This is a genomic window from Paraburkholderia hospita (genome assembly GCF_002902965.1).
Classification (GTDB): domain Bacteria; phylum Pseudomonadota; class Gammaproteobacteria; order Burkholderiales; family Burkholderiaceae; genus Paraburkholderia; species Paraburkholderia hospita.
Window position 1 is genome coordinate 2,150,985 of the sequence record NZ_CP026106.1, and the last position, 25,161, is coordinate 2,176,145.

The 25,161-nt window shown below is 63.2% G+C and carries 19 protein-coding genes; 9 read left to right on the forward strand and 10 right to left on the reverse strand.

Annotation, left to right across the window (positions count from 1 at the left end):
* Nucleotides 1-106: 106 nt before the first annotated feature.
* The gene (locus tag C2L64_RS27990; protein WP_009769497.1) at nucleotides 107-1,378 is read right to left on the reverse strand and encodes an epoxide hydrolase family protein; all 1,272 of its coding nucleotides are present in this window, start codon (nucleotides 1,376-1,378) and stop codon (nucleotides 107-109) included.
* A gap of 333 nt (nucleotides 1,379-1,711) precedes the next feature.
* Between C2L64_RS27990 and C2L64_RS27995 the strand changes: the two genes are divergently transcribed.
* The 7 genes from C2L64_RS27995 (at nucleotide 1,712) to C2L64_RS28025 (ending at nucleotide 10,074) form a co-directional block, all read left to right on the forward strand.
* Nucleotides 1,712-3,439: an FAD-dependent oxidoreductase gene (locus C2L64_RS27995; RefSeq protein WP_009769496.1), complete on the forward strand. Its 1,728-nt coding sequence runs from the start codon at nucleotides 1,712-1,714 to the stop codon at nucleotides 3,437-3,439.
* 245 nt (nucleotides 3,440-3,684) lie between these two features.
* Nucleotides 3,685-4,728, forward strand: coding sequence for an alpha/beta fold hydrolase (locus C2L64_RS28000; protein ID WP_009769495.1), 1,044 nt, complete (start codon nucleotides 3,685-3,687; stop codon nucleotides 4,726-4,728).
* 52 nt (nucleotides 4,729-4,780) lie between these two features.
* The gene (locus C2L64_RS28005; protein ID WP_007743336.1) at nucleotides 4,781-5,536 is read left to right on the forward strand and encodes a response regulator; all 756 of its coding nucleotides are present in this window, start codon (nucleotides 4,781-4,783) and stop codon (nucleotides 5,534-5,536) included.
* A 272-nt stretch (nucleotides 5,537-5,808) separates the two neighbouring features.
* The gene (locus C2L64_RS28010; RefSeq protein ID WP_009769494.1) at nucleotides 5,809-7,569 is read left to right on the forward strand and encodes a cytochrome c biogenesis protein DipZ; all 1,761 of its coding nucleotides are present in this window, start codon (nucleotides 5,809-5,811) and stop codon (nucleotides 7,567-7,569) included.
* 308 nt (nucleotides 7,570-7,877) lie between these two features.
* Nucleotides 7,878-8,204: a DUF4148 domain-containing protein gene (locus tag C2L64_RS28015; protein WP_009769493.1), complete on the forward strand. Its 327-nt coding sequence runs from the start codon at nucleotides 7,878-7,880 to the stop codon at nucleotides 8,202-8,204.
* A gap of 105 nt (nucleotides 8,205-8,309) precedes the next feature.
* The gene (locus tag C2L64_RS28020) at nucleotides 8,310-9,089 is read left to right on the forward strand and encodes an alpha/beta fold hydrolase (protein ID WP_009769492.1); all 780 of its coding nucleotides are present in this window, start codon (nucleotides 8,310-8,312) and stop codon (nucleotides 9,087-9,089) included.
* 16 nt (nucleotides 9,090-9,105) lie between these two features.
* Nucleotides 9,106-10,074: a quinone oxidoreductase family protein gene (locus tag C2L64_RS28025; RefSeq protein WP_009769491.1), complete on the forward strand. Its 969-nt coding sequence runs from the start codon at nucleotides 9,106-9,108 to the stop codon at nucleotides 10,072-10,074.
* Here C2L64_RS28025 and C2L64_RS28030 read toward each other — a convergent pair.
* A complete protein-coding gene (locus tag C2L64_RS28030; RefSeq protein ID WP_009769490.1) occupies nucleotides 10,071-10,841 on the reverse strand; it encodes a response regulator in 771 nt (256 codons plus the stop codon). The genes C2L64_RS28025 and C2L64_RS28030 overlap by 4 nt on opposite strands.
* 343 nt (nucleotides 10,842-11,184) lie before the next feature.
* Here C2L64_RS28030 and C2L64_RS28035 point away from each other — a divergent pair, with 343 nt between their 5' ends.
* Nucleotides 11,185-12,114, forward strand: coding sequence for a LysR family transcriptional regulator (locus C2L64_RS28035; RefSeq protein WP_176133916.1), 930 nt, complete (start codon nucleotides 11,185-11,187; stop codon nucleotides 12,112-12,114).
* 837 nt (nucleotides 12,115-12,951) lie between these two features.
* Here the strand turns inward: C2L64_RS28035 and C2L64_RS28040 are convergent.
* Genes C2L64_RS28040 through C2L64_RS28050 form a run of 3 tightly spaced genes read right to left on the reverse strand, consistent with a single transcriptional unit; the run spans nucleotide 12,952 to nucleotide 16,772 of the window.
* Nucleotides 12,952-15,186: a xanthine dehydrogenase family protein molybdopterin-binding subunit gene (locus C2L64_RS28040; protein WP_009771233.1), complete on the reverse strand. Its 2,235-nt coding sequence runs from the start codon at nucleotides 15,184-15,186 to the stop codon at nucleotides 12,952-12,954.
* Nucleotides 15,187-15,209: 23 nt separating this feature from the next.
* Entirely contained in the window at nucleotides 15,210-16,211 is a 1,002-nt protein-coding gene (locus C2L64_RS28045) for an FAD binding domain-containing protein (RefSeq protein ID WP_009771232.1), read from the reverse strand.
* A 9-nt stretch (nucleotides 16,212-16,220) separates the two neighbouring features.
* Nucleotides 16,221-16,772, reverse strand: coding sequence for a (2Fe-2S)-binding protein (locus tag C2L64_RS28050; protein ID WP_009771231.1), 552 nt, complete (start codon nucleotides 16,770-16,772; stop codon nucleotides 16,221-16,223).
* A 370-nt stretch (nucleotides 16,773-17,142) separates the two neighbouring features.
* Here C2L64_RS28050 and C2L64_RS28055 point away from each other — a divergent pair, with 370 nt between their 5' ends.
* Nucleotides 17,143-18,156: a hypothetical protein gene (locus C2L64_RS28055; RefSeq protein WP_051058311.1), complete on the forward strand. Its 1,014-nt coding sequence runs from the start codon at nucleotides 17,143-17,145 to the stop codon at nucleotides 18,154-18,156.
* A 13-nt stretch (nucleotides 18,157-18,169) separates the two neighbouring features.
* On the opposite strand, the gene C2L64_RS28060 is transcribed toward C2L64_RS28055, so the two are convergent.
* The 5 genes from C2L64_RS28060 to C2L64_RS28080 form a co-directional block, all read right to left on the reverse strand.
* Nucleotides 18,170-19,324, reverse strand: a complete 1,155-nt coding sequence (locus C2L64_RS28060) for an enoyl-CoA hydratase/isomerase family protein (protein WP_009771229.1) — start codon at nucleotides 19,322-19,324, stop codon at nucleotides 18,170-18,172.
* Nucleotides 19,321-20,118 (reverse strand): enoyl-CoA hydratase, encoded by a 798-nt coding sequence (locus C2L64_RS28065; protein ID WP_009771228.1) that lies wholly within the window; start codon nucleotides 20,116-20,118, stop codon nucleotides 19,321-19,323. The genes C2L64_RS28060 and C2L64_RS28065 overlap by 4 nt, the downstream gene beginning before the upstream one ends.
* Nucleotides 20,118-21,011: a 3-hydroxyisobutyrate dehydrogenase gene (gene mmsB, locus C2L64_RS28070; protein ID WP_009771227.1), complete on the reverse strand. Its 894-nt coding sequence runs from the start codon at nucleotides 21,009-21,011 to the stop codon at nucleotides 20,118-20,120. The genes C2L64_RS28065 and mmsB overlap by 1 nt, the downstream gene beginning before the upstream one ends.
* An 811-nt stretch (nucleotides 21,012-21,822) precedes the next feature.
* Nucleotides 21,823-23,352 (reverse strand): CoA-acylating methylmalonate-semialdehyde dehydrogenase, encoded by a 1,530-nt coding sequence (locus C2L64_RS28075; RefSeq protein ID WP_009771226.1) that lies wholly within the window; start codon nucleotides 23,350-23,352, stop codon nucleotides 21,823-21,825.
* Nucleotides 23,353-23,406: 54 nt separating this feature from the next.
* A complete protein-coding gene (locus C2L64_RS28080; protein WP_009771225.1) occupies nucleotides 23,407-25,113 on the reverse strand; it encodes an AMP-binding protein in 1,707 nt (568 codons plus the stop codon).
* Between the last annotated feature and the right edge of the window lie 48 nt (nucleotides 25,114-25,161).

The window sequence follows — 25,161 nt, forward strand, 5'->3', positions numbered from 1 at the left end:
GCATAACAGGCCCGCTACTGTACCGTGCCTGTCACCCCGCAACGCCCGTATGTGACGCCGGGCTCATATTGTGACGTCGGGCGATCGCCGGTCGATCTTCCCGGGCTCAACGCAACGGCCTGAACCCGGCCCGCACTTCCTGGGCGAACAGCAGCGGCTCTTCCCATGCCGCGAAATGGCCGCCCTTGTCGACCTCGTTGAAATAGATCAGGTTGTGATAGCAACGCTCGGCCCAACTGCGCGGCGCCTGATAGATCTCGCCCGGAAAGACGGTGATCGCGGTGGGCAGCGAGATATCGACGGCGTTGAAGTTGTTCGAGTGGTCTTCCCAATAGATCTGCGCCGACGACGTCGCGCTATCGGTCAGCCAGTACAACGAGATGTCGTCGAGAATCTCGTCGCGCGTCAACGAGCGCTCTGGCACGCCGCCGCTATAGGTCCACTGCGAAATCTTGTCGTACATCCACGCGGCCTGGCCGGAGGGCGAATCGGCGAGCGCATAGCCAACCGTTTGCGGGCGCGTGACCATCATCGCTGAATAACCGCAGTTGTCGCGATAGAAGACAGCGAGTTTCTCGTACGCGTTCTTCTCCTTCGGCGACAGACCGGCCGGCGCGGGATCGCCGACAGCCAGCGAGCGCGCGATATCAGCCGGGACGGTGGCGGGCATGTTCACATGGATGCCGATCAAACCCTTGACGTGCTGCATCGCCATGCGCTGCGACACCACGGAGCCGCAATCGCCGCCTTGCGACACGAAGCGCGTATAACCCAGCCGCTCCATCAGCACGCCCCATGCGCGCGCAATGTGATCCGAGCCCCAGCCCGGGGTGGTCGGCTTGCCCGAAAAGCCGAAGCCGGGCAAGGACGGCACGACCACATGGAAGGCGTCGTCGGCGCTGGCGCCGTAGGCGGTCGGGTCGGTGAGCGGGCCGATCGCCTTGATGAGTTCGAAGATCGAACCCGGCCAGCCATGCGTCATGATCATCGGCATCGCGTTCTTGTGACGCGAGCGGACATGGATGAACTGGATATCCAGCCCGTCGATCTCCGTCACGAACATCGGCAAAGCATTCAGCTTCGCTTCGCCCTTTCGCCAGTCGTATTCGCTGCCCCAGTATTGAACGAGCTGCTGCATGCGCGCGAGCCGCACGCCCTGGGATTCGTCGGTGACCGTTTCCTTACCTGGCCAGCGCGTTTTAGCCAGACGTTGCCGTAAATCGACGAGGTCGCTATCGGGGATATTGGCTTTGAATGGACGGATATTCCCCGCGTTATTCGCGGCGTAAATCGCTTCGGGAAATAACGCAAATGCGCCCGCTGCCGCCGTGGCGGCCAGCACGTTACGCCGCATCGGCGAGAACGGAGTTGAAGACATGCTTTGTCATCCTGTTTCCAAGGAATGGGCATCGATGCGCATGACGCTATGCACATCAATGTGAGCGAACTGGCAGAGCAATGCTTGACCGCTTGCGAGGCGAATGGCCCGAAGCGTCCCACTCATTAGAAACGACGAATGTATCTCGCGTTTGTCCGCGATGTACTTGTTCGTAACAGGCTGGCGTTAAAACGCCAGGAATAACTTAAAGTTGCGCGCGGGAATAAACAAAGGAATCGATATAGGCAAGCGTGCATATCATACGTTCGTTTGGATTGACCCTTGACCCCATAGCCGCGATTATTCCAGCGCAATAGCAAACAGAGGAATGCGATGAGTCAGCATCGACACGACAGCGACGATCCACAGGCAGGCAAGCGTCCTTCCCCTCTGGAGCCGCAATCGGATTCGAATGCGGCTCCGAAGGCCGCGCCTGCCGATGACCGTTACCCACGCTTCAGCACCGCCGACATCGAAAAGATGATGCGCTTCGGCATGATTGAGCATTGGCGCGCGGGCGACGTGATGTTCCGCATCGGCCAGCCGGGACTCGGCATGCGCGTGCTGCTGCGCGGGCGTGCAAGGCTGTCGCGGCGCGATGGGCTCGGCCGGTCGCAGACCATCGTCGAGCTGGGCGCAGGCCAGTTCCTCGGCGAAGTGGCGCAACTCACCGGCAAGCCTGCGCTTGCCGATGGCCTCGCACTCGACGACGTTGACGCACTGATGATTCCGCCACAGCAGATCCGCGACATGCTCGTCGCGGAAGCGCACCTCGGCGAGCGGATCATGCGCTCGCTGGTGCTGCGCCGTTTCGGTCTCGTGCGCGAAGGCGCCGGCCCCGTGCTGATCGGACGTTCGGGCGATCTCAGGCTGCTCGCGCTCGAGGGGCTGCTGCATCGGCTCGGTCATCCGTACTCCGTCGCGGACCCCGCGACCGATACCGACATCCGCGCTCTGCTCGAAGACTGGGGCGTATGGCACGACGACGTACCCGTTGTGATGCTCGCGGACGGCACGCTGCTGCGAGACCCCAATGAACGTCAACTGGCCGCGCGCCTGGGCCTCCTGCCCGAACTCGACTCGGCGCGCACTTATGATGTTGCCGTAGTCGGCGCAGGACCAGCCGGCCTCGCCGCTGCCGTGTATGCGGCATCCGAGGGACTGTCGGTGATCGTCTTCGACAGCCACGGCCCAGGCGGACAGGCAGGCGCCAGTGCGCGGATCGAGAACTACCTCGGCTTTTCGACGGGCGTGTCGGGCCGCGAGCTGGCGGCGAACGCGTTCGCGCAAGCAGTGAAGTTCGGCGCGGAAGTCGTGATCCCGACTCGCATCGACCGGCTCGACTGCGCGCAGGCGCCGCTTCAGCTCGAACTGCAAGGCGGCCAGCGCATCTCGTCGCGCACGGTCGTGATCGCGACGGGGGCGGCGTATCGGAAGCCCGCCATCGAGGGCCTCGATGAAGTCGCAGGCCGTGGCGTCTACTACTGGGCTTCGTCGATCGAAGGACGTCTGTGCCGAGGCGCGGAAGTGGTCCTCGTCGGCGGCGGCAACTCGGCGGGACAGGCCGCCGTGTTTCTGTCGACACACGCGAGCCGTGTCCACATATTGATTCGCGGCGACGGTCTCGAGTCGAGCATGTCGCGCTATCTGATCGACCGTATTGCGTCGCTGGGTAACGTGGTGCTGCATACGCGGACCGTCGTCGCGTCCGTCAGAAGCGACGAACGGGGCCTCAAAGCCGTCACATGCAGCACGCCCGAAGGCGAGCTCGCATTCGATACGCGGCACCTGTTCCTGTTCACGGGCGCGAATCCCAACACGCAATGGCTGCGCGATTGCAGCGTCGAGATCGACGACCGTGGCTTCGTCAAAACGGGCCTCGCGGCAGGCGTGCGCGCCGATACGGCATGCTTCGCGTTGCAGACCAACGTACCCGGCGTGTTTGCGATCGGCGATGTGCGCAATGCATCGGCGAAGCGCGTCGCGGCGGCAGTGGGCGACGGCGCCGCTGTCGTCGCGGAGATTCATCAGTTTCTGAGCGCCCCGTTGCCTGTCGCATGAGCGCGCCGCTCGCATGATCCGGACGGGTTTGGGGAGAAACCCAGCGTAACCTATACGAACGTATGCGGTTGCCCATCCGTATGAATCAGCTGGCTAGATGCAGATTGTATGGAACACATGCAACCCGCAGTCTAATCTTTGCACATCGATGCTTTGAAGCGGCGATCGGTCATCTTGCCTTGCGTTAGCGAAGCAAGCCCGAACGACTCTGACAAAAAAACTGTACGAAAAAAAGGAGTACGCACATGCAAGACACGGTGAATCTGCGCCGCCGTCGACTGATCGGGACGACTGCGGCAGGCATCGGCCTGCTGGAACTGGGCCTCGGCAACCTCGCGCACGCGCAAGCCACGAAGAGCGCGCACGCCGCAAAGAAAGCGGCTCACCATACGTCGTTCGATGCGATCCAGCAGATCGACGCGGGCACGCTAAACGTCGGCTACGTGGACATGGGCCCGAAGGACGGACAGCCCGTCATCCTGCTGCACGGCTGGCCGTACGACATCTACGCGTTCGTCGACGTCGCGCCGATCCTCGCTGCAGCGGGTTACCGCGTGATCGTGCCGTTTCTGCGCGGCTACGGCTCGACGCGCTTTCTTGCCAACGAAACGCCGCGCAACGGCCAACAGGCCGTCGTCGCCGTCGACATCATCGCGCTGATGGATGCGCTGAAAATCGATCAGGCTATCTTCGGCGCATTCGACTGGGGCGCGCGCACGGCGTGCATCATCGCCGCACTGTGGCCGCAGCGCTGCAAGGGGCTGGTGTCGGTGAGCGGCTATCTGATCGGCAGCCAGGAAGCGAACCGCAAGCCCTTGCCGCCCAAGGCGGAATTCGCGTGGTGGTATCAGTTCTATTTCGCCACCGAGCGCGGCGAACTGGGCTACGCGGCCAACCGCAACGACTTTAACCGGCTGATCTGGCAACTCGCGTCGCCCAAGTGGCATTTCGACGATGCCACGTATCAGCGCACGGCGGCATCGTTCAACAACCCCGATCACGTCGCCGTGGTGATTCACAACTACCGCTGGCGTCTGGGCCTCGTGCAAGGCGAGCCGCAGTACGACGAGATCGAGCAGCGTCTCGCGGCGCTGCCCACCATCGGTGTGCCGACCATCACGATGGAAGGCGACGCGAACGGCGCGCCGCATCCCGATCCGTCCGCGTACGCGAAGATGTTCACGGGCAAGTATCAGCACCGCAACGTGAGCGGCGGCATCGGCCACAACCTGCCGCAGGAAGCGCCTCAGGCATTTGCCGAGGCCGTCCTGCAAGTCGCTCGCCTTTGATCCCGGATGCGTTCAAGCATGACACGCCAATCGTCGCCCCTGACCTGACATCATGGACAAACCCGACCACGTTCTGATCGTCGACGAGGACCGCGGCATGCGCGAGTTCGTCGCCAGTTATCTGGAGAAAAACGGCATGCGCGTATCGCTCGCGTCCAGCGGACGCGACATGCACGCCGTGCTCGACCGGCATACGCCCGATGTGATCCTGCTCGACGTGATGCTGCCGGGGGAAGACGGCCTCGCGCTATGCCGCGGGCTGCGCGCGGGCCGTCATCGCGCGGTGCCCGTGATGATGGTGACCGAGCATTGCGATGAGATGGACCGGATCATCGGCCTGGAGATGGGCGCGGACGACTATCTGGCCAAGCCGTGCGCCGTGCGCGAGCTGCTCGCGCGCATCCGCGCGGTGCTGCGACGCACGCGCATGCTGCCGCCCGGCATGCTGGTGGAGGAATCGACGGAGATGCTGAGCTTCGGCGACTGGCGGCTCGATACGACGGCGCGTCACCTGCTCGACACCGAGGACGCCGTGGTCGCGTTGAGCGGCGCGGAATACCGGCTGCTGCGCGCCTTTCTCGATCACCCGCAACGCGTGCTGACGCGCGACCAGCTGCTCAATCTGACGCAGCGGCGCAACGCCGAACCGTTCGATCGTTCGATCGACCTGCTGGTCAGCCGTCTGCGGCAAAGGCTCCGCGACGTCGCCCGCGTGCCGCGCTACATCAAGACGCTGCGCAACGAAGGCTATGTGTTTTCGTCGACGGTGAAGGCTGTCGAGGAAGCGCGCGCGCGGCAACATGCGTGATGCGTGGCGCAGTTCCGGCGTCGTCAGCGTCTTGTGGCGCATGACGGCGTTTTAGCCACCCCTGCGTCCAGAAAAGACGGCCGCCCGGTCGTCGTTTGTATCGCCATGTATCCGGCGGCGCAGCCGATACATCGCGATACGCACCCTCACCTTCCTGAAATTCGCCGGATACATGTGCGGGCTTTAATCCGTCACAAGAGCACGCGCGAGATCGACATGCGCTGCGTGCAGACCGGTTGAATCAACCGTTTCCGGATCAGGAGGTCGATTCCATGTTACTCATCGTCATTGCGTTTCTGGGCGGGGTGCTCACCATCCTGAGCCCATGTATCCTGCCTGTCGTGCCATTCGTCTTCGCCCGTTCCGACAAGCCGTTCGTGACGGGCCGGCTGCCGTTGCTGCTCGGCCTGGCTATCACGTTCGCGCTCGTCACGGGCGTCGGCATTGCCGGCCTGAGCGGGGCCGCGCAACTGAACCACTACGGGCGCTGGGTATCGCTCGCGCTGTTCGGCGTGTTCGGCGCATCGCTGCTGTTCCCGGCGCTCGCGGCGCGTCTGTCGCGCCCGTTCTTTGGGATCGGCAACCGCGTCGCCGCGCAGTCGCAAATGCGCGGCACACGTTTCCAGATCGGCTCCGCGCTGCTGCTCGGCGTGGCGACGGGCTTGCTGTGGGCGCCTTGCGCGGGCCCGATTCTCGGCCTGATTCTCACGGGCGCCGCGCTGCATGGCGCGACCTGGGCGACGGCGGCAGCATTGACCGCGTACGCGCTCGGCGCGGCGAGTTCGCTCGCCGTCGTGTCGGGGCTCGGCAAGCAGGCGCTCGATGGGCTCAAGCGATCGCTCGGTCTCGGCGAGCGCGTGCGCCGCGCGATGGGCGCGCTGGTGCTGTTGAGCGTCACGGCCATCGGCTTCGGTTTCGATACACGCGCCCTTGCGCAGTTGCCGTCGGCATCGACGACGGGCGTCGAGAGCCGGCTGGTCGGCCTGCTTGGTTCCGACCACGCGCAACAGCCGCGCACGCTGAAGCCGCACATCCAGCGCATCAGCGCGAAGGTGCCGTCCGCGCTTCCTGTCGAAGGCCATCTGCCTTCGCTCGATGGCGCCGAGAGCTGGCTCAACTCGCCGCCGCTCACGAGCGACGCGTTGCGCGGCAAGGTCGCCGTCGTCAACTTCTGGACGTATTCGTGCATCAACTGCCTGCGCACGCTGCCGTATCTGAAGACGTGGTCGGACCGCTATCGTAACGATGGTCTCGTGGTGGTCGGCGTGCATACGCCGGAGTTCGCCTTCGAGCACGATCCGTCGAACGTGAAGCGCGCCGTCGCCGACCTCGGCGTGCACTACCCCGTCGCGATCGACAACGGCTACAAGATCTGGCAAGCGTTCGGCAATCAGTACTGGCCGGCGTTTTATATCGTCGATGCACAAGGCCGCATCCGTTATCACCATTTCGGCGAAGGCGGCTATGCCGAAGCCGAGAAGGTGATCCAGCAGCTGCTGGCGGAGTCGGGACACACGATGCAGACGCGCGACCTGCAGCCCATTCAGGGCGCCGGCGCGCAGGCGGCCGCGGATAACCCGAACGTCGAATCGGGCGAGACCTATGTGGGTTATCAGCAGGCGCGCGGCTTCGCGTCGCCGGAAGACCTCCGACCCGACGACGTCGCCGCGTACACCGTGCCGTCGCAGTTGCAGCTCAATAGCTGGGCATTCGGCGGGAAGTGGATCGTGGGCGGCGAAGCGGCCGTGCTCGACGACGCGCATGGACGCATTGCCTACCGCTTCCACGCACGCGATCTGCATCTCGTGCTCGGCCCCGGCGTGAATGGCAAGCCCGTGCGGTTTCGCGTCACGATCGACGGGGCGGCTCCCGGCGACTCGCATGGCGCCGATGTCGCCGCCGACGGCAGCGGTGTCGTGACGAGCGCCCGCCTGTACCAACTCGTGCGTCAGCACGACGCCGTGCGCGACCGGACCTTCACGATCGAATTCCTCGATCCGGGTGTGCAGGCTTTCTCGTTCACGTTCGGTTGACACCCTCAGTCAGCGCTTCAGGCAACGCCACTGCGCTTTCGCGGCGCAGTGGCGTTTGTCATTGGCAACCCGCTGCCTGAGATTTGTAGCGCAATGTATATATCGCCGATTGGGAAATACTGGCTTACATTCCGGCGCGTTCTGGAAACAAGCCAGATACGTGAGCGGGTTCAAATAACGACACGCAAGGTTGATTCATGACAGTGCGACTGACCGGGTGAGAAGGCATCGCGAATGCAATACGCAAAACGCGATGACCGCCCGGGATGACATCAACGCAGACCCGCTTCACTACTGGAGAAGTACTCATGAAACTCGTTCAATCCCTCATCGTTGCAGCCTTGATCGCCGCTCCCGCTGTGTCGTTCGCGCAGTCGAACCAACCCGTGACCCGCGCCCAGGTGCGCGCCGAGCTGGTTCAGTTGCAGCTGGCCGGCTACAACCCGGCCAGCGACAACACGCAATATCCGACGAACATCGAAGCCGCGCTGTCGCGCATCCAGGCTGAAAAGGGTGCTGCGTATGGCGGCGTCGCAGCGGGTCAATCGAACTCGGGCGCGCATCGCGACACCGCACAAACGCCCGCTCCGCAGCAAGATGTGCTGGGTCTCGAACCGATCTACGCGCACTCGTGATCGCCGCTGCTCCGTTTCCGATGCATGCACATGCGTCGTAACGGAGCGCCCAACTGACGCAGCAGAAAAACATCTATCGATAACGCGGTACTCAGGGGCAACACAATGACAAGAAGCTTCAGGACCTTCCTCACGTTCGCCACGATGCTGTGCGGACTTTTCGCGTTGCAGACTGCGCACGCGGCCACGCAAGACGATCTCAAAGGTACCAGTGTCGTTCTCGTGCACGGAGCATTCGCCGACGGGTCGAGCTGGAACCGCGTGATCCCGTTACTCGAAGCACATGGGCTGCACGTTGTCGCCGTGCAGAATCCGTTGAGCTCGCTCGCCGACGATGTCGCGGCGACGAAGCGCGTCATCGATCAGCAGAAAGGACCCGTGGTGCTGGCCGGTCATTCGTGGGGCGGCGTGGTCATCAGCCAGGCGGGCAACGACGACAAGGTCAAATCGCTCGTCTACGTCGCGGCCTTCGCGCCCGACGCCAACCAGTCGATCGCCGACATCACGCAAGGCATGAAGCCGCCCGTATGGGCGAATGAACTGCAGAAGGATTCGGCCGGCTATCTGACGCTGTCGGACAAGGCCGTGCGCGACGACTTCGCGCTTGACCTGCCCGCAGGCCAGCAACGCATCGTCGCCGCGACGCAAGGGCCGTGGTTTTCCGGCTGCGTGAACGACAAGGTGACGCAGGCCGCCTGGCACGAGAAGCCGTCGTACTTCGTGATTCCCGGCCGCGACAAGATGATCGATCCGCATCTGCAAGCGAAGATGGCGACGCAGATCCATGCGCAGGTGACGCGCGTCGACGCGAGCCACGTCGCGATGCTGAGCCAGCCCGAAGCCGTCGCCAACGCGATTCTCGCAGCGGCACGCAACGCGCACTAAGGCAGAGGCGCGCGACATGAAGACCATCATGATGGACGGTCCTGGGGGGCCGGAGAAGCTTCGGCTGGTCGAATGCGGCGAACCTGTCGCTGGCCCGGGTGAAGCCGTCGTCGAAGTGGATGCCGCAGGCGTCAACTTCATGGACATCGGCGTGCGGCGCGGCGGCATCTGGTCGACGATGGCGAATCCGAAACCCTTGGGCGTCGAAGGCGCGGGACGCGTGTTGAGTGTTGGCGACGACGTTGCGGATATCCGGCCGGGACAGCGTGTCGCGTGGGTCTATGCGCCCGGCAGCTACGCGCAGCGTATTGCGATACCCGCTGCATCGCTCGTCCCCATTCCCGACGCGATCGATCACACCACCGCCGCCGCCGTGATGATGCAGGGCCTCACGGCCAGTCACTTCGCGACGGACTTCTACCCTGTCCGGCAAGGCGACATCGCGCTGGTGCATGCGGCGGCGGGCGGCCTCGGGCTGTTGCTCACGCAGATCATCAAACAGCGCGGCGGCATGGTGATCGGCCGCGTGTCGCATGAAGACAAGATCGAAGCCGCGCGGCAAGCGGGCGCCGATCATGTGATCGTCGACAGCGAAGGCCGGTTCGCCGACGAAGTCATGCGCGTCACCGACAGCGAAGGCGTGCATGTCGTCTACGACGGTTCGGGACCGGCGACGTTTCAGGGCTCGCTCGCATCGCTGCGGCGCTCGGGCACGTTCTGCTGGTATGGGCCGGTGTTGGGCGCGGCCGGACCGCTTCATATCATGAGCCTGCCGAAGAGCATCAAGATCGGCTACGCGACGTTCACCGATCACGTCCACACCCCTGCCCTGTTGCGCGCGCGTGCGAAGCAGCTGTTCGACTGGATCATCGCGGGCGTGCTCGACGTGCGGATCGGCGGCGTCTATCCGCTTGCGGATGCTGCACGAGCGCACGCCGACATGGAGAGCCGCAGGACCACGGGCAAGCTGCTGCTGATTCCCTAGGCGATGCAGTTCATCACAGGCGCATGCGATATTTGGCTTTCGACACGCATCACCGCCGCCGAAAACAGATAGCCTTCGTTGCGCAGCGTCTTGATGTAGCGTCCGTCGCGCACGCCGTCCTGCAGCCGCTGTCGCACGCGGCTCACGAGCAGATCGATCGAGCGGTCGAGCAGGTCGGCGTGACGGCCTTGCGTCAGGTTCAGCAACTGGTCACGCGTGAGCACGCGGTTCGGATGATCGAGGAACACTCGCAACAGCCGATACTCCGCGCCGCTCAACGCGACCACCGTGCCTTCGGGATCGAGCAGACGGCGCGCCGCCGTGTCGAGCCGCCACTCGCCGAAACGCAGCACGGTGGCCGATTCAGCGACGCGCATGCCGGGCGGCAGCATGTTCGTGCGGCGCAGGACGGCGCGAATGCGCGCCAACAGTTCGCGGATCACAAACGGCTTGGACAAAAAGTCGTCGGCGCCCAGTTCGAGGCCGACGATGCGGTCCGCTTCGTCGTGACGCGCGGACAGCATGACGACGGGTATCGCGCGAAATTCGCCTGCGCGCAATTCGCGGCACAGCGACAGGCCGTCCGCATCCGGCAACCTCGCGTCGAGGACGATGAGATCAGGCGTGTCGCGCTCGAGCGCCGCGCGCATGTCGCGCCCGCTGGACGCGTGCGATACCCGCATGCCATTGCGTTGCAGATAGATGGCGACGAGTTCGCGGATCTCACGATCGTTATCGACGATCAACACGTGTTCGAGCTTCTTCATGACTGATCCAACGACTGCGGCTACGGCACCGGCAAGGCGCGCTGCTTCCGGCTCGCACTGATGGTGCAACGTGCGGTGACAGCAGCACGGTCGTCGCCTTCGTACGCGCATGTATCCGGCCCACACCCGCCGATACAAAACATTGCCTGCGAGCCACTTCACGACATGTGACGGATACATTCCGCTGCTCAAATGAGCAACGTCGACACGCGTCACGCCGGCCACCGGGTGCGGGTTAATGTGCCGCGCATGGTGGCAGGAACGCATCGTTGACACAACAGCAACTGTGCTCACTCCTTGTTGCACTATGGGCAACACTCGAGATTTCATGGGTCTGACAACGATGCGAACAATCAATCACCAGCGCCTGAGATATTTCTACGCGGTCCTGACGCAAGGATCGATTCGCGGCGCCGCCGACGACATGAACACGTCGCCGTCGGTCATCACGCGACAGATCCGGCTGCTCGAAGAGGAACTGGGCGTCACGCTGTTCGAGCGCGGTGCCAAAGGCGCGCGGCCGACGGAACCGGCGGCTCATCTGCTGGAGTTCTGGGAGGGGTGCCAGTCGCAGCAGGAGAGACTCGAAGACCAGTTGCATGCATTTCGCGGCCTGCGTCATGGACGGGTGCAGTTGGCTGTCAGCGAAGGTTTCGTCGATACGCTGACCGAGGATGTGCTTGCGCCGTTCTGCGCGAAGTATCCTGCGCTGACGATCGAGATGAGCATGCTGGCTCGTGATGGCATTGTCGAAGAGGTGGCTGAAAGCCGGGCGCATATCGGGCTGGCTTATAACCCGCCGCCGCATCCGCGGCTTGAGTGTCTTGCGAGTTCGGTTCAGCGGGCGGTTTTGCTGTTGCGGCGGGAGCATCCGCTTGCGATGCGGAAGCGGGCCGCTACGATTCAGGATTTGCGGGCGTTTCCGCTGGCGTTGATGCCGCAGACGTTTGGGATCGGACACGCGGTGAAGATGCTTGAAGTTGCCGAAGGCATGCAGATCGAGCCGGCTATGACGACTAATTCGCTTGCTGTGCTTAAACGTATGGTTGCTGTGGAGAATTTTGTCACGTTGATTGGGGAGTTTGCGGCGCGGCGTGAAGTGGCAAGCGGTGAACTTACGACGGTGCCCGTCGATCATCCTGTTTTTCAGAGTACGCACGCGCGGTTGATCGTGAAGACGGGGCGTCTGCTTACGCCTGGGCCGATGGAATTGCTCAAGTGGATTCAGCGGCGGTTATCGGTGTTTGCGGTGGAAGGTGTCCACATGCACTAGTGGGGTTCTTGTCTGCGACTGCTGGGTGGGTTTGGTTTGGTTGCTGCGCGGGCATCTGGTTTGGTTTGCTTGTGTTTGCGCTGGCATCCGCGTTTTGTTAGCGTGCTTCACGCGTTGCCCCTGTGCGGGGCGGCACCTACTTTTCTTTGCCGCCGCAAAGAAAAGTAGGCAAAAGAAAGCGGCTAACACCGCCAGCTCTTGTGTTTGCCTGAGGGCCCCCAACCGGTCCTACACTTCACACGGCAGTGGCCCTGGTTGGTGCTCGTTGCCAACGCTCCGAATGAACGCCTCACCCGCTTCGAATACCCGTACTCGGGCAAGCGGCAGCGAATCGTACGTGCCGCCCAGGTGGCAAACTGTGTGTAGGTTGTCGCGCCGTATAGCTTGGCGCTCTTACATGGAGGAACGCGTGCGCTATCGGTCCGAAGTGAGGCGTGCGAGGCACTACGGCCAACACACAGTTTGCCACCTGGGCGGCCGTGGAATATCTCGCACGGCATGCTGCAACGTGGGGGCCTGAAGCGGGTGAGGCGCTCATTCGAAGCGTTGGCAACGAACATGGGTCACGTGATTGCCGTGTGAAGCGTAAGACCGGTTGGGGGCCCTCAGGCAAGAAGAAATGTTGGCGGTGTTAGCCGCTTTCTTTTGCCTACTTTTCTTTGCGGCGGCAAAGAAAAGTAGGTGCCGCCCCGCACAGGGGCGACGCTTGAAGCGCGAAGGCAAAGCGCGGATGCCAGCGCAAACACGAGCAAACCACACCAGCGTCGGCAGACAAATCGCGGAAGCCAGCCCGCACCCACAAGCAAACCAAACCGCCCGCGCCGCGAAGGCGCCACACTAAGCCCTCTCTACAAGCAAATCCTCAATCATCACCGGCAACCTCCGCACCCTGACACCCGTCGCATGATGCACGGCATCCGTAATCGCCGCCGCGACGCCAGCCAGCCCAATCTCGGCAATCCCACGCGCGCCCAGCTCGTTGAACACAGGATCGGGATAATCCAGAAACGTCACATCGAGCGCCGGCGTATCCGCATGCGAAGCGATGATGTAGTCAGCAAGATTGCTATTGATCGGCGCACCGCTTTGCGCGTCATACATCGTATGTTCGAAGAGGGCCATGCCAACACCCATCACCACAGCCCCTTCAATCTGATTGCGGCCGGCCCGCGGATTCAGAATCCGCCCCGCGTCGATCACCGTCACGATGCGGCTCACGCGCAGCCGCGCCGTCTCCGGCTGCCACGTCACTTCGGCGAAATGCGCGCCATACGAGTAGATCGAATAGTGCTTCTTCAGCGGATCGTCGAAGCCACCCTGCGCACTGCCCTTACCTGACGCCGCGTGCATCTTCGCGGCCTGCAGGATCTGCGCAAACAGCACACCCTTCTCCACCGCATCCGCCTTGCGATACACACGTCCCGCGCCGAACGCAAGCGCGTCCTTGTCGGCACCCTTGAATGGCGACTCGTCGACAGCGACGGCCCGCGCCAACACCATGTCCGTTGCCGCACGCGCCGCCTGCAGCACGGCGGGAATCACGGAAGCCGTCGCCGCCGAGCCGCCCGATATCGGCCCGGCGGGCAGCATCGTATCGCCGAGCACGACTTCGATCCTGTCGAGCGGAATGCCCGTGTGCCCCGCGACCAGTTGCGCGAGGATCGTGTACGTGCCCGTGCCGATGTCCTGCGTGCCGCACACGACGCGCGCCGTGCCGTCCGCGCGCAGATCGACGCTCGCCTCGGCGGAAAAACGCAGCCCCGGCCAGCCGCATGCGCCGACGCCCCAGCCGAGTGTCAGCCCGTCGCGTGTCATCGAACCGACTTCGGACGTGCGCTGCGCCCAGCCGAACTTCTCCGCGCCCGTCGTCAGACACTCAACCAAATGCCGCGACGAAAACGGCAAGCCCGTCGATTCGTCAACCTTCGGCTCGTTCCTCAAACGGAATTCGACAGGGTCGATATCGAGCTTGCGCGCCAGTTCGTTCATCGACGATTCGAGCGCGTAGAGACCCGGCACCGCGCCCGGTCCGCGCATCGCGGTCGGCGATCCAACGTTGCGCCGCACGAGACCTGAACTCACGCGCAGATTCGGCACACTGTACAAAAACGGGGTGATCTCGCCGCAGCTTTCCTCGTAGTCGTCGGCGATCGCGGTGTGGTTCACGTAGTCGTGGCGAATCGACGTGAGCTTGCCGCCGCGATCAGCGGAAAGACGCATACGCTGCTGCGTCGTCGGACGATGGCCGACGTTCTGGAACATCATCTTGCGGCTCACGACCAGTTTCACCGGCTGCCCCGTTTGTCGCGACGCCGCCGCCGCGAGCAGCGAGTGCGGCCACATCCACAGCTTGCCGCCGAAGCCCGAGCCGAGATAACGCGAGATCACGCGCACTTTCTCTTTCGGCAGGCCGAGCATCTGCATCAGCGTGCCCTGATGGTTCGACACAGCCTGCGTGGTCTCGTAGAACGTGTAGCCCTCGCCGTCCCACTGCGCGACAGTAGCGTGCAGTTCGATCGGATTGTGCGTTTCGACGGGCGTCACATACGTCTCGTCGAGCGTCACTTCGCTTGTGTCGAATGCGGATGCCGCATCGCCGCGCTCGCTCTGGACATGCGGCTCGCCCTTCGCTTCAAGCTCGTCGCTGACGTCGTGCGCCGTCTTTTCATAGCCGACTTTCACGGCGGCCGCGGCGTTGCTCGCCGCCTCGAATGTCTCGGCGACGACGACGGCCACATACTGGCCGTAATAGCGGATCACGTCGTCCTCGAACGGCGGGCGCGCTTCGTCGACGAAGCCCGTCTCCATCGAATTACCCGAAATGCGATAGAAGCGGCCGATGTTGCCGCGATGCAGAACCACACGCACGCCGGGCATCGCCTGCGCGGCGGCGAATTCGAGCGACGTCACTCGACCGCCCGCGATCGTCGCGCACACGGGCACCGCGTACAGCATGTCGGGCAAATCGATATCGGAGGTGTACTGCGCGCGTCCGCTCACTTTCAGCGGACCGTCGATGCGCGACTGCGGCTGCCCAATGATGGACAGCAAAGAATCGGACACAGTGGACATGGAAAGAAGTCCTCGAAAAAGTTTCAGACGGACTGCATGACCTGCGTCAATGCATGTATCAGGCAGCGCCTCGATAGTTCGATCTTGAAGCCGTTCTGGCTCTGCGCTTTCGCATTCGCGAGCGCGGCGTCGGCGGCGCGCGCAAAGCTCGCCGCATCGGGCACGGCGCCCGCGAGTTCGGCTTCGGCTTCGCGCGCGTGCCACGGCTTCGTGCCGACGCCGCCGAGCGCAACATGCGCGCGCGTGATACGCCCGTCGGCCACATTGACGACGACGGCCGCCGAAGCCAGCGCGAATTCATACGACGCGCGGTCGCGCAGCTTCAGATACAGCGACCGGCTGCCCGGAATCGGAGGCAACGTGACATGTGTGACGAGATCGCCCGGTTCGAGCACGGTTTCGCGCTCCGGTGTGTCGCCCGGCAGCAGGTAGAAATCGTCGATCGGAACACTGCGCGCGCCCTTCGTCCCGTGAATCTGAACCGTCGCGCCGAGTGCCGCGAGCGCGACGTTCATATCCGACGGATTGGTTGCAATACATGCGTCGCTCGTACCGAGAATTGCCATCGTCCGGTTGAAGCCGGTGATCGCGGCGCAGCCGGAACCGGGCACGCGCTTGTTGCACGGCATCGCGGTATCGCGGAAGTAGACGCAGCGCGTGCGTTGCAGCAGGTTGCCGCCCGTCGTCGCCATGTTGCGCAGTTGCGCGGACGCGCCCGCCAGCAGCGCCTGCGACAGCACCGCATACGGCTCGTGAATCAGCGGATGCAGCGCGAGGTCGGCATTACGCACCAGCGCGCCGATACGCACGCCGCCCTCGTCGGTTATTTCGACGCGGTCAAGCGGCAAGTGGCTGATATCGACCACGCGCGCCGGTTTCTCCACATCGAGTTTCATCAGATCGAGCAGCGTCGTGCCGCCCGCGAGAAAGCGCACCTGTGCGCCCTGCTGCGCGGTCTGCGACGCGGCGCCTGCGACGATCGCGTCGCGCATGTCGTTCGCGCGCGAAAGCTGGAACAGTTCCATCGTGGCCTCCTAGCGCTTGCCGCGCACGGCCTGGATGGCCGTCACGATGTTCTGATAGGCGCCGCAGCGGCACAGGTTGCCGCTCATCGCTTCGCGCACGTCGGCGTCATCGGGGCCGATCGCTTCGTCGAGCAGCGCGACGGCCGACATGATCTGGCCGGACGTACAGTAGCCGCACTGATAACTGTCGCATTCGACGAACGCGGCCTGCATCGGATGCAGCGCATCGGGCTCGCCGATGCCTTCGATGGTCGTGATCGTGTCGCCTTCGTGCGTAGCTGCGAACGACAGACACGCGTTTTCGCGGCGGCCGTTCACGTGCACCGTGCACGCGCCGCACTGGCCGTGGTCGCAGCCTTTTTTCGTGCCCGTCAGATGCAGATGCTCGCGCAACGCGTCGAGCAAGGTCGTGCGCGGATCGAGCGCGAGCGCGTACGACGTGCCGTTCACGTTCAGTTCGACGGGAATCGTGACGCTCGACGACGGCTGCACGTGTGGCGTGTCGCCAGGTGGATTGGCTTCCTGCGGAGTGACTTCGGGTCGGGCGATGGTGTGAGGCATCGGGAAATCTCCATGCAGCAATCGGAAGGGGACGATCGGAAGGAAGACGGTCGAATGCCAGATGGCGCGCGTCACGATCGCGCGACGCCGTCGCCGTATCGTGGAGCACCGATGGACAAGCGAAAAGTATAGGCGCCGATCCGTGGACGCGCCGGTGGCGTGCTTCGCACCCTCCGCGTTTCAAACGCCCTGCGCTTCTGACCGTCCGAATGTCAGACCGAATCTCAAATCGATCGACAGACTGATCAGGCGCAGCAAGCGCAATACCCGGGCCTCGCGCGCCCCGTTGCAAAAATCTGTAACCGTTACATCTGCCCCTTACAGCGCACAAATCACTCAACTCATTCAGAATGATTTTTATTCAAGGGGCATGTCTTTGAACAATCTGAAGAACAACCCGCGCCACCGTCTGAAACCGTTGCTGCTGGTGGGCGCGGCCTGCGCCGCGCTGTCGGCCCGCAGCGCGTCGGCGCAGGAAATTGCCCTGTACGGCGGCTGGCTGAGAGGTGCGAGCACGAACACCTATTCATGGGCGATCGACTATACGGAAGGCTTTGGAAGATACGTCGCGGGCAGCATCACATGGCTGAACGAAGGCCATATGCCGGACCATCATCGCGATGGCCAGGCGGTGCAGATCTGGGGGCGTCTGCCGCTCGCGCAGAACCGTTTCGTGTTTGCGCTCGGCGTCGGACCGTATCGTTACTTCGATACGGAAGCCGCCGAACAGGGCCAGGGCTACTCGAACACACACGGCTGGGGCGGCCTGTTCAGCGCGCGGGCGACGTGGTACACGTCGCACCGCTGGACGACGAGCCTGCAGCTCAACCGCATACAGGTGTCGCGCGGACCTTCGACGACGGCCGTGCTGCTCGGCGTCGGCTATCAGCTCGACGCGCCCGACGAGCCGGGACCGCGCGCCTGGGCGCTGCCGCGTACGCATGACGTGACGAACAACGAAGTCACGGTGATGGTCGGAGAGACCATTCTCAACAGCCTCGAATCGCAGACGTCTATAGCCGAGTCGATCGAATACCGGCGCGGGCTCACGCATTGGCTCGACGGCACGCTCGGTTATCTGCATGAAGGCGACGGCCTGAAAGCGCGCCGCGACGGCCTCACGGCACAGCTATGGCTGACGCGCGCGTTTCTCGACGATCACCTGACGCTCGGCTTCGGCGCGGGCGCGTACGCCGCGATCCATCACGGCGAGGATCCGGACGAACGCCCGACGGGCGACGGCGTGCTGTCGGGCATCGTATCGGCGTCAGCGTCGTATCGCTTCACGCAGCATTGGGCCGCGCGCGTGACGTGGAACCGCGTCGTCACGCGTTACAGCCGCGATACGGATGTGCTGATGGGTGGTATCGGATATCGGTTCTAGGCGCGGCGCGCGTTCACGCAAGCGCTTGCTCCTCGCCAAGATCAGCCAAAGGATGCGCCTGCGCGCGCCACGGCGACGACAGGAAATGCCGCACGCGCTCGGGCCGCACTTCAGCCAGCGTCGCGGGTGCCCAGCGCGGCTTGCGGTCCTTGTCGACGAGATGCGCGCGCACGCCTTCGCTGAAATCGCCCTCTTCGATTGCCCGCGTGACGATACCCAGTTCCATCCGGAAACATTCGGCGAGCGTCATCTGACGGCCGCGCAACAACGCGTCGCGCGTGACGTACAGCATGGTCGGCGAATGCGACGTCAGCGCTTCGTAGGTTGCCTGCAGCCATTGACGCACCTCACGCGAATGCTCGCGCTCCAGATCATGGCGCAGCGTCGCGACGATCCGCTCGACACCCGAGCGCCGGTCGAAGTGGCGCAAGATCAGCTGCGTGAACGCGCCGAGCCCCGCGTGCGGGACGATGTTGCACGGCGGCTCGAATACGGTGCGCAAGGCGCGCAGCAGCTCGTCGGCGGCGACGTCGGCCGTTGCGATGCGCAATAGACGTTCCTCGAACGTATCGAGCCATTCGGACGGCACGCACAGATCCGCCAGCTGGAAGCGCAATGCCTCCGCGCCCGACAGCGTCACGCCCGTCAGCCCGACATACAGTTCGATCTCGGCGGGCATCATGCTCAGAAAACGCGTTGCGCCGACGTCGGGCAGAAAGCCGATGCGCGTCTCGGGCATTGCGATCTTGGTTCGCTCGGTGACGATGCGCAGCCGCGCCGCCTGGCCAAGCCCCATGCCGCCGCCCATCGTGATGCCGTCGAGCAGCGCGACAACGGGCTTCGGGAAGGTATGCAGCGCGTAATCGAGCCGGTACTCGTCGATGAAGAACTGCTGCCAGTTCCTTTCGTTGCGCTGCCGCATGCCGAACAGCGCGCGCACGTCGCCACCCGCGCAGAAGCCTTTCGCGCCTGCGCCGCGCAGCACCACGGCGACGATCTCGCTATCGGTGCGGCAGCGCTCGACCAGCGCGGCCAGCTCGCGCACCATCTCGTGCGACAACGCGTTCAGCGCAGCCGGCCGGTTCAGCGTGACGATCGCGACGCGATTGACGACGCGAAACAGCACGTCGGGTTCGTGCATGCTTGCCTCTTTGAGAACAGCGCTCATCGCTGCGACTCCTTCGATTGCGCGCCTTGCCACTTCGGCGCGCGTTTTTCGAGGAACGCGTTGACGCCCTCGCGCTGATCGGCGCCGTCGAACAGATCGACGAAGCGCTCGCGCTCCACGGCCAGCGCCGCCGTGCGCGGCACGCCGTTGCGCGCCTGCTGGATCAGATCCTTGCTGAACGTGACGGCCTGCGGGCTCAAGCCCGCGACGCGCGCCGCCATCTGCAACGCGAATTCGCGCGCCGCGCCTTTCTCGACCACTTCCTCGACGAGCCCAATGCGCAGCGCCGTCGCCGCATCGACGCGTTCGCCTGTCAGCACGATGCGCTTCGCCCAGCCTTCGCCGACGAGCCACGGCAGCGTCTGTGTGCCGCAGCCGCACGGCAGCAGGCCAACGGCCGTTTCCGGCAACGCCATTACCGCGTGCTGCTCGGCGATGCGGATATCGCACGCGAGCGCGCACTCGAGCCCGCCGCCCATTGCATAGCCGTTGATCGCCGCGATCACGACGGGCCGCGCGTTTTGCAGCGTCTCGAACGCCGTGCCGAAGCGCGATGCTGCTTGTCGCGCGATTTCCTTGTTGCCGTCGGCGAAGGTGTTCAGATCGGCGCCCGCGCTGAAGAACTTCGGGCCGTCGCCCGTGATGACGATTGCGCGCACTTGCGCGTCGCCGTTCAGGCGTTCGACGGTGTGCTGCAGCTGCGATAGCCCTTCCGGTGTGAATGCGTTCGCTGGCGGGCGCTTCAGGGTCAGCACGGCGACGCTGCCGTCATGCGCGTAGTCGAGTTCGATCATTACGCGTCTCCATCCTTGCGATACAGCTTGATCACCGCTGAGAAGTCGAGCTTACCGGCGCCGTTCGTGCTCATGGTCTGATAGAGCTGTTGCGCGAGCGCGCCGAGGTAGACGGGTTGGCGCGCGAGTTTGGCGGCATCGGTGGCGAGGCCGAGGTCCTTGAGCATCAGGTCGGTGCCGAAGCCGCCTGTGTAGCCGCGCGTCGACGGCGCGGTGTCGATGACGCCAGGGAACGGGTTGTAGGTGTCCGAACTCCAGCAACGGCCCGTCGATGTGTTGATGATTTTGCCCAGTACCTGGGGGTCGATGCCGAGTTTTTCGCCGAGTGCCATCGCTTCGGAAACGCCCGCCATCGTGATGCCTAGCACCAGGTTGTTGCAGATCTTTGCAACCTGGCCGGTCGAGGTTTCGCCGCAGTGGACTATGTTTTTGCCCATTGCTGAGAGGATTGGTTTCACCTGTTCGTAGGTTTCTGCGGTGCTGCCGACCATGAATGTCAGTGTGCCGGATGTGGCGCCGCCTGTGCCGCCTGAGACTGGCGCGTCTACGAAGGTGTTTCCATTCTGTGTCGCCAGTTCGGCGAAGGTTTTTACGCTGGCTGGGTCGATCGTGCTCGAGTCGATGATCGTCACGTTCTTCGCGATGCCCGCGAGGATGCCTTCTTCGCCTGTTAGCACTGCTTTTACATGTGCTGCGGCTGGGAGCATCGTGATGACATATTCGACGTCCGTCGATGCTTCTTTTGGCGTTTTTGCTGTTTTTGCGCCTGCTTGTTGCAGGGTTTCTAACGCTTGCGTGTTCAGATCGAAAACTCTTAGGGCGTGGCCCGCCTTTAGCAGGTTTAGCGCCATCGGCGCGCCCATGTTGCCTAGTCCTATGAAGCCGATTTTCATGTTCGCTCCTGTGGTTTTGTCTGCGACTGCTATGGCGGTGTTTTGCTTTCTGCGCTGGCATCCGCGATTTGTTAGCTTGCTTCAAGCGTCGCCCCTGTGCGGGGCGGCACCTACTTTTCTTTGCCGCCGCAAAGAAAAGTAGGCAAAAGAAAGCGGCTAACACCGCCAACATTTCTTCTTGCCTGAGGGCCCCCGAAGGGTCTTACGCTTCACACGGCAATCACGTGACTCATCTTTGCTGCCAGCGCTCTTGCGCTGCGCCTCACCCGCTTCATGCGCCCGCGTTGCCGCACGCCGTGTCAGATATTCCACCGCCGCCCAGGTGGAAAACTGTGTGTAGGCCGTAGTACTCCACACGCCTCACTTCGGACCGATAGCGCACGCGTTCCACCATGTAAGAGCGCTAACGTATATGCCGCGACAACCTACACACAGTTTGCCACCTGGGCGGCACTAACCGTTCGCTACCGTTAGCAGTTATGCGGGCGGTTGAAGCGGGTGAGGCGTCTATTCAAAGCGTTGGCAACAAAGATGAGTCACGTGATTGCCGTGTGAAGCGTAAGACCTGTTGGGGGCCCTCAGGCAAACACAAGAGCTGGCGGTTTTAGCCGCTTTCTTTTGCCTACTTTTCTTTGCGGCGGCAAAGAAAAGTAGGTGCCGCCCCGCACAGGGGCGACGCGTGAACGGCAAACACCATAGCGCGGATGCCAGCGCAAACACAAGCAAACCAACCCGGCCGCGCCACGAAGACAAATCGCGGATGCCAACTCAAAAACAAGCACACCACCCAGCGTCGCAGACAAACAAAAACCTATCGAAGGCTAATGGTCGTATTCACACCATCACTGACAGTGGCATCATCAAACCACCTGGCCGTGACAGTCTTAGTCTGCGTATAAAACTGCACAACCTGCTTGCCATAGGGCCCAAGATCCCCAAGCTTCGACCCGCGAGACCCAGTAAAACTAAAAAACGGAACCGGCACGGGAATAGGAATATTGATCCCAACCTGCCCAACATCGATCTCGCTCTGAAACTTCCGCGCCGCCGCGCCGCTCTGCGTGAAGAGTCCGACGCCATTACCCATCGGATTGCTATTCACAAGCGCAATCGCGTCGTCCAGCGTCGGCACGGTCATCACACACAACACAGGCCCAAAGATCTCCGTCTTATAGACATCCATCTCGACCGAAACATCACTAAACACCGTCGGCCCGATGAAATTACCGGCCTCGTAGCCAGGCACACCAACACCCCGCCCATCCAGCGCAAGCGTTGCACCCTCCTTCACGCCCGCGTCGATCAGCCCAAGAACACGCTCCTTCGCAGCACGCGAAACCACAGGCCCGATATCCGTGCCGCCCTCATGTCCGGCATTCACCTTCAACGTCTTCGCCTTCGCGACAAGCTCGGGCAACCACTCCTTCGACGACCCCACCAGCACCACCACCGATGTCGCCATACACCGCTGCCCCGCCGCGCCAAAGCCGGCACCCACCAGCGCATTCAACGTCTGCTCGCGGTTCGCATCAGGCAACACGACAGCGTGATTCTTCGCGCCCATCATCGATTGCACACGCTTGCCGTGCTGGCTGCCCAGGTTGTACACATGCGTGCCCACCGCCGTCGATCCAACAAACGAAATCGCCTTCACCAACTCATGCGTGCACAACCCATCGACGACTTCCTTCCCGCCATGCACCACGTTCAGCACGCCCTTCGGCACGCCCGCTTCGATGGCCAGCTCGACCAGTTGCATCGTCGATAGCGGGTCCTGCTCCGACGGCTTCAGAACGAATGTGTTGCCGCACACGATCGCCATCGGGAACATCCACAGCGGAATCATCGCGGGGAAGTTGAACGGCGTAATGCCCGCGCATACACCAATCGGCTGACGCAGCGTGTACGTGTCAACACTCCCCGCCACGTTCTCCGCGAACTCGCCCTGCTGCAACGTGCCGATCGAGCACGCATGCTCGACCACTTCGAGGCCGCGGAAAATGTCGCCTTCTGCATCGGGCAAAGTCTTGCCCTGCTCCGCCGTCAAGGTCTTCGCAATGCGCGGCATGTGCTCTCGAATCAGTGCCTGGTACTTCAGCATGATCCGCATGCGCGCGCCAATCGGCGTGTTCTTCCAGGTCGCAAATGCGGCATGCGCGGAACGGATCGCCGCGTCCACTTCCGCTTTCGTCGCGAACGGTACGCGCGCCAGCACTTCCTGCGTCGCCGGATTCACGATGTCGCGCCACTCGGTCGCGCTCGACTCGACAAATTCGCCGTTGATCAACAGCTTGACCGTGTCGACCTTGCGGTCAGCCAGAGTCGAAGGAATTGCGCTCATTCTGCATGTCTCCTGAAGTAGATATCGGTGGCTCGACTGTCGTTCAGTTCGGGCTCAGTTTCCGTTTCCATTGCGAAGCTCGGGGAAATCCTCTTCCCAGTACTCATCCTGCAGGCGCGCCGGCTCCGCCGTGCGCTCCAGTTCGCGCCGCCTTAGTTCGACGCGGCGAATCTTTCCGGAGATCGTCTTCGGTAAATCGCTGAATTGAAGGCGGCGAATGCGCTTGTACGGCGCGAGCTTTTCGCGCGAAAAGCGGAATACATCGCGCGCCAGTTCGGGACCCGCTTCGAATCCATGTCGCACGGTCACGAATGCCTTCGGCACCGACAGACGCAAAGGATCGTTGCTCGGCACCACGGCCGCCTCGGCAATCGCTTCGTGCTCGATCAGCACGCTTTCGAGTTCGAACGGACTCAGCCGGTAATCGGACGACTTGAACACGTCGTCCGAGCGGCCGACGTACACGAGATAACCATCGTCGCGCCGCATCGCGACATCGGACGTGTGGTAGTAGCCGTTGCGCATCGCGTGTTCGGTGGCCTTCGCGTTGTTCGCGTAACCCGTCATCAGTCCGAGCGGACGGTGCGCGAGCGGCAGCGCGATTTCGCCTTCCGTCACAGGATGATCGTCCGCATCGACGAGTTCGACGCGGTAGCCCGGCAACGGACGCCCCATCGAACCCGGCACCACAGGCTGCCCCGGCGGGTTGCCGATCTGGCAGGTGGTTTCCGTCTGCCCGTAGCCATCGCGAATCACGATGTTCCAGGCATGCCGCACGCGCTCGATGATCTCCGGGTTCAGCGGTTCGCCCGCGCCGACGATCTCGCGCAGCTTCACGGGATACGACGCGAGCGGCTCCTGCACGAGCATGCGCCATACAGTGGGCGGCGCGCACAGCGTCGTGACGTTGTAGCGCACCAGCACGTCGAGCGTTTCTTTCGGCACGAAGCGCGCGAAGTTGTAGACGAACACGCACGCCTGCGCATTCCACGGCGCGAAGAAGCAGCTCCACGCGTGCTTCGCCCAGCCGGGCGAGCTGATGTTCCAGTGGATATCGCCCGGTTGCAGGCCGATCCAGTACATCGTCGACAGATGGCCGACGGGATAGCTTTCGTGCGTGTGCTCGACCAGTTTCGGCTTCGACGTCGTGCCCGACGTGAAGTACAGCAGCATCGGATCGCTGGCGCGCGTGGCGCCGTCCGGCGTGAAGGTCGGCGACGATGCGTAGGCGGCTGCGATATCCGTCCAGCCTTCGCGCGGCGCGCCAACCGAGATCCGCTTCAACGGCGTATCGAGCGCGTCGAACTTGCCCGTCTCCGCGCTATCGACCACGACGAAATTCGCGCCGCCGATCTGCACGCGGTCGCGCACGTCGTCGGGCGACAGTTGCGTCGTGGCGGGCAGCACGATCGCACCGAGCTTCATCGCCGCGAGCATCACGTCCCACAGCTCGACGCGGTTCGGCAGCATCAACAACAGCCGGTCGCCGCGCCCCACGCCTAGCTCGCGCAGAAAATTCGCCATCCGCGACGAGCGCTCCGACATCTGCGCATACGAGAGCTTCAGCCCTTCTTGCGCCGGATCATCGACGATCCACAGCGCCGGGTTGTCGTTGCCTCTCGCGACGACGTCGAAATAGTCGAGCGCCCAGTTGAACTCCCCGAGTTCAGGCCATCTGAACTCGCTGTACGCGCGCTCATAGTCGGTGCGGTGGCGCAACAACAGGTCGCGCGCGTCGAAAAAGCTCTGGGCTGCCGTCATCGTCGTCTCCTGTCGACCAGAGTTGGCGCTTTAGCGCCTTACTCTGGT

Coding starts and splice junctions, on each gene's coding strand:
- C2L64_RS27990 (WP_009769497.1), bottom strand. CDS start 1,378: ATGTCTTCAACTCCGTTCTCGCCGATGCGGCGTAACGTGCTGGCCGCC.
- C2L64_RS27995 (WP_009769496.1), top strand. CDS start 1,712: ATGAGTCAGCATCGACACGACAGCGACGATCCACAGGCAGGCAAGCGT.
- C2L64_RS28000 (WP_009769495.1), top strand. CDS start 3,685: ATGCAAGACACGGTGAATCTGCGCCGCCGTCGACTGATCGGGACGACT.
- C2L64_RS28005 (WP_007743336.1), top strand. CDS start 4,781: ATGGACAAACCCGACCACGTTCTGATCGTCGACGAGGACCGCGGCATG.
- C2L64_RS28010 (WP_009769494.1), top strand. CDS start 5,809: ATGTTACTCATCGTCATTGCGTTTCTGGGCGGGGTGCTCACCATCCTG.
- C2L64_RS28015 (WP_009769493.1), top strand. CDS start 7,878: ATGAAACTCGTTCAATCCCTCATCGTTGCAGCCTTGATCGCCGCTCCC.
- C2L64_RS28020 (WP_009769492.1), top strand. CDS start 8,310: ATGACAAGAAGCTTCAGGACCTTCCTCACGTTCGCCACGATGCTGTGC.
- C2L64_RS28025 (WP_009769491.1), top strand. CDS start 9,106: ATGAAGACCATCATGATGGACGGTCCTGGGGGGCCGGAGAAGCTTCGG.
- C2L64_RS28030 (WP_009769490.1), bottom strand. CDS start 10,841: ATGAAGAAGCTCGAACACGTGTTGATCGTCGATAACGATCGTGAGATC.
- C2L64_RS28035 (WP_176133916.1), top strand. CDS start 11,185: ATGCGAACAATCAATCACCAGCGCCTGAGATATTTCTACGCGGTCCTG.
- C2L64_RS28040 (WP_009771233.1), bottom strand. CDS start 15,186: ATGTCCACTGTGTCCGATTCTTTGCTGTCCATCATTGGGCAGCCGCAG.
- C2L64_RS28045 (WP_009771232.1), bottom strand. CDS start 16,211: ATGGAACTGTTCCAGCTTTCGCGCGCGAACGACATGCGCGACGCGATC.
- C2L64_RS28050 (WP_009771231.1), bottom strand. CDS start 16,772: ATGCCTCACACCATCGCCCGACCCGAAGTCACTCCGCAGGAAGCCAAT.
- C2L64_RS28055 (WP_051058311.1), top strand. CDS start 17,143: ATGTCTTTGAACAATCTGAAGAACAACCCGCGCCACCGTCTGAAACCG.
- C2L64_RS28060 (WP_009771229.1), bottom strand. CDS start 19,324: ATGAGCGCTGTTCTCAAAGAGGCAAGCATGCACGAACCCGACGTGCTG.
- C2L64_RS28065 (WP_009771228.1), bottom strand. CDS start 20,118: ATGATCGAACTCGACTACGCGCATGACGGCAGCGTCGCCGTGCTGACC.
- mmsB (WP_009771227.1), bottom strand. CDS start 21,011: ATGAAAATCGGCTTCATAGGACTAGGCAACATGGGCGCGCCGATGGCG.
- C2L64_RS28075 (WP_009771226.1), bottom strand. CDS start 23,352: ATGAGCGCAATTCCTTCGACTCTGGCTGACCGCAAGGTCGACACGGTC.
- C2L64_RS28080 (WP_009771225.1), bottom strand. CDS start 25,113: ATGACGGCAGCCCAGAGCTTTTTCGACGCGCGCGACCTGTTGTTGCGC.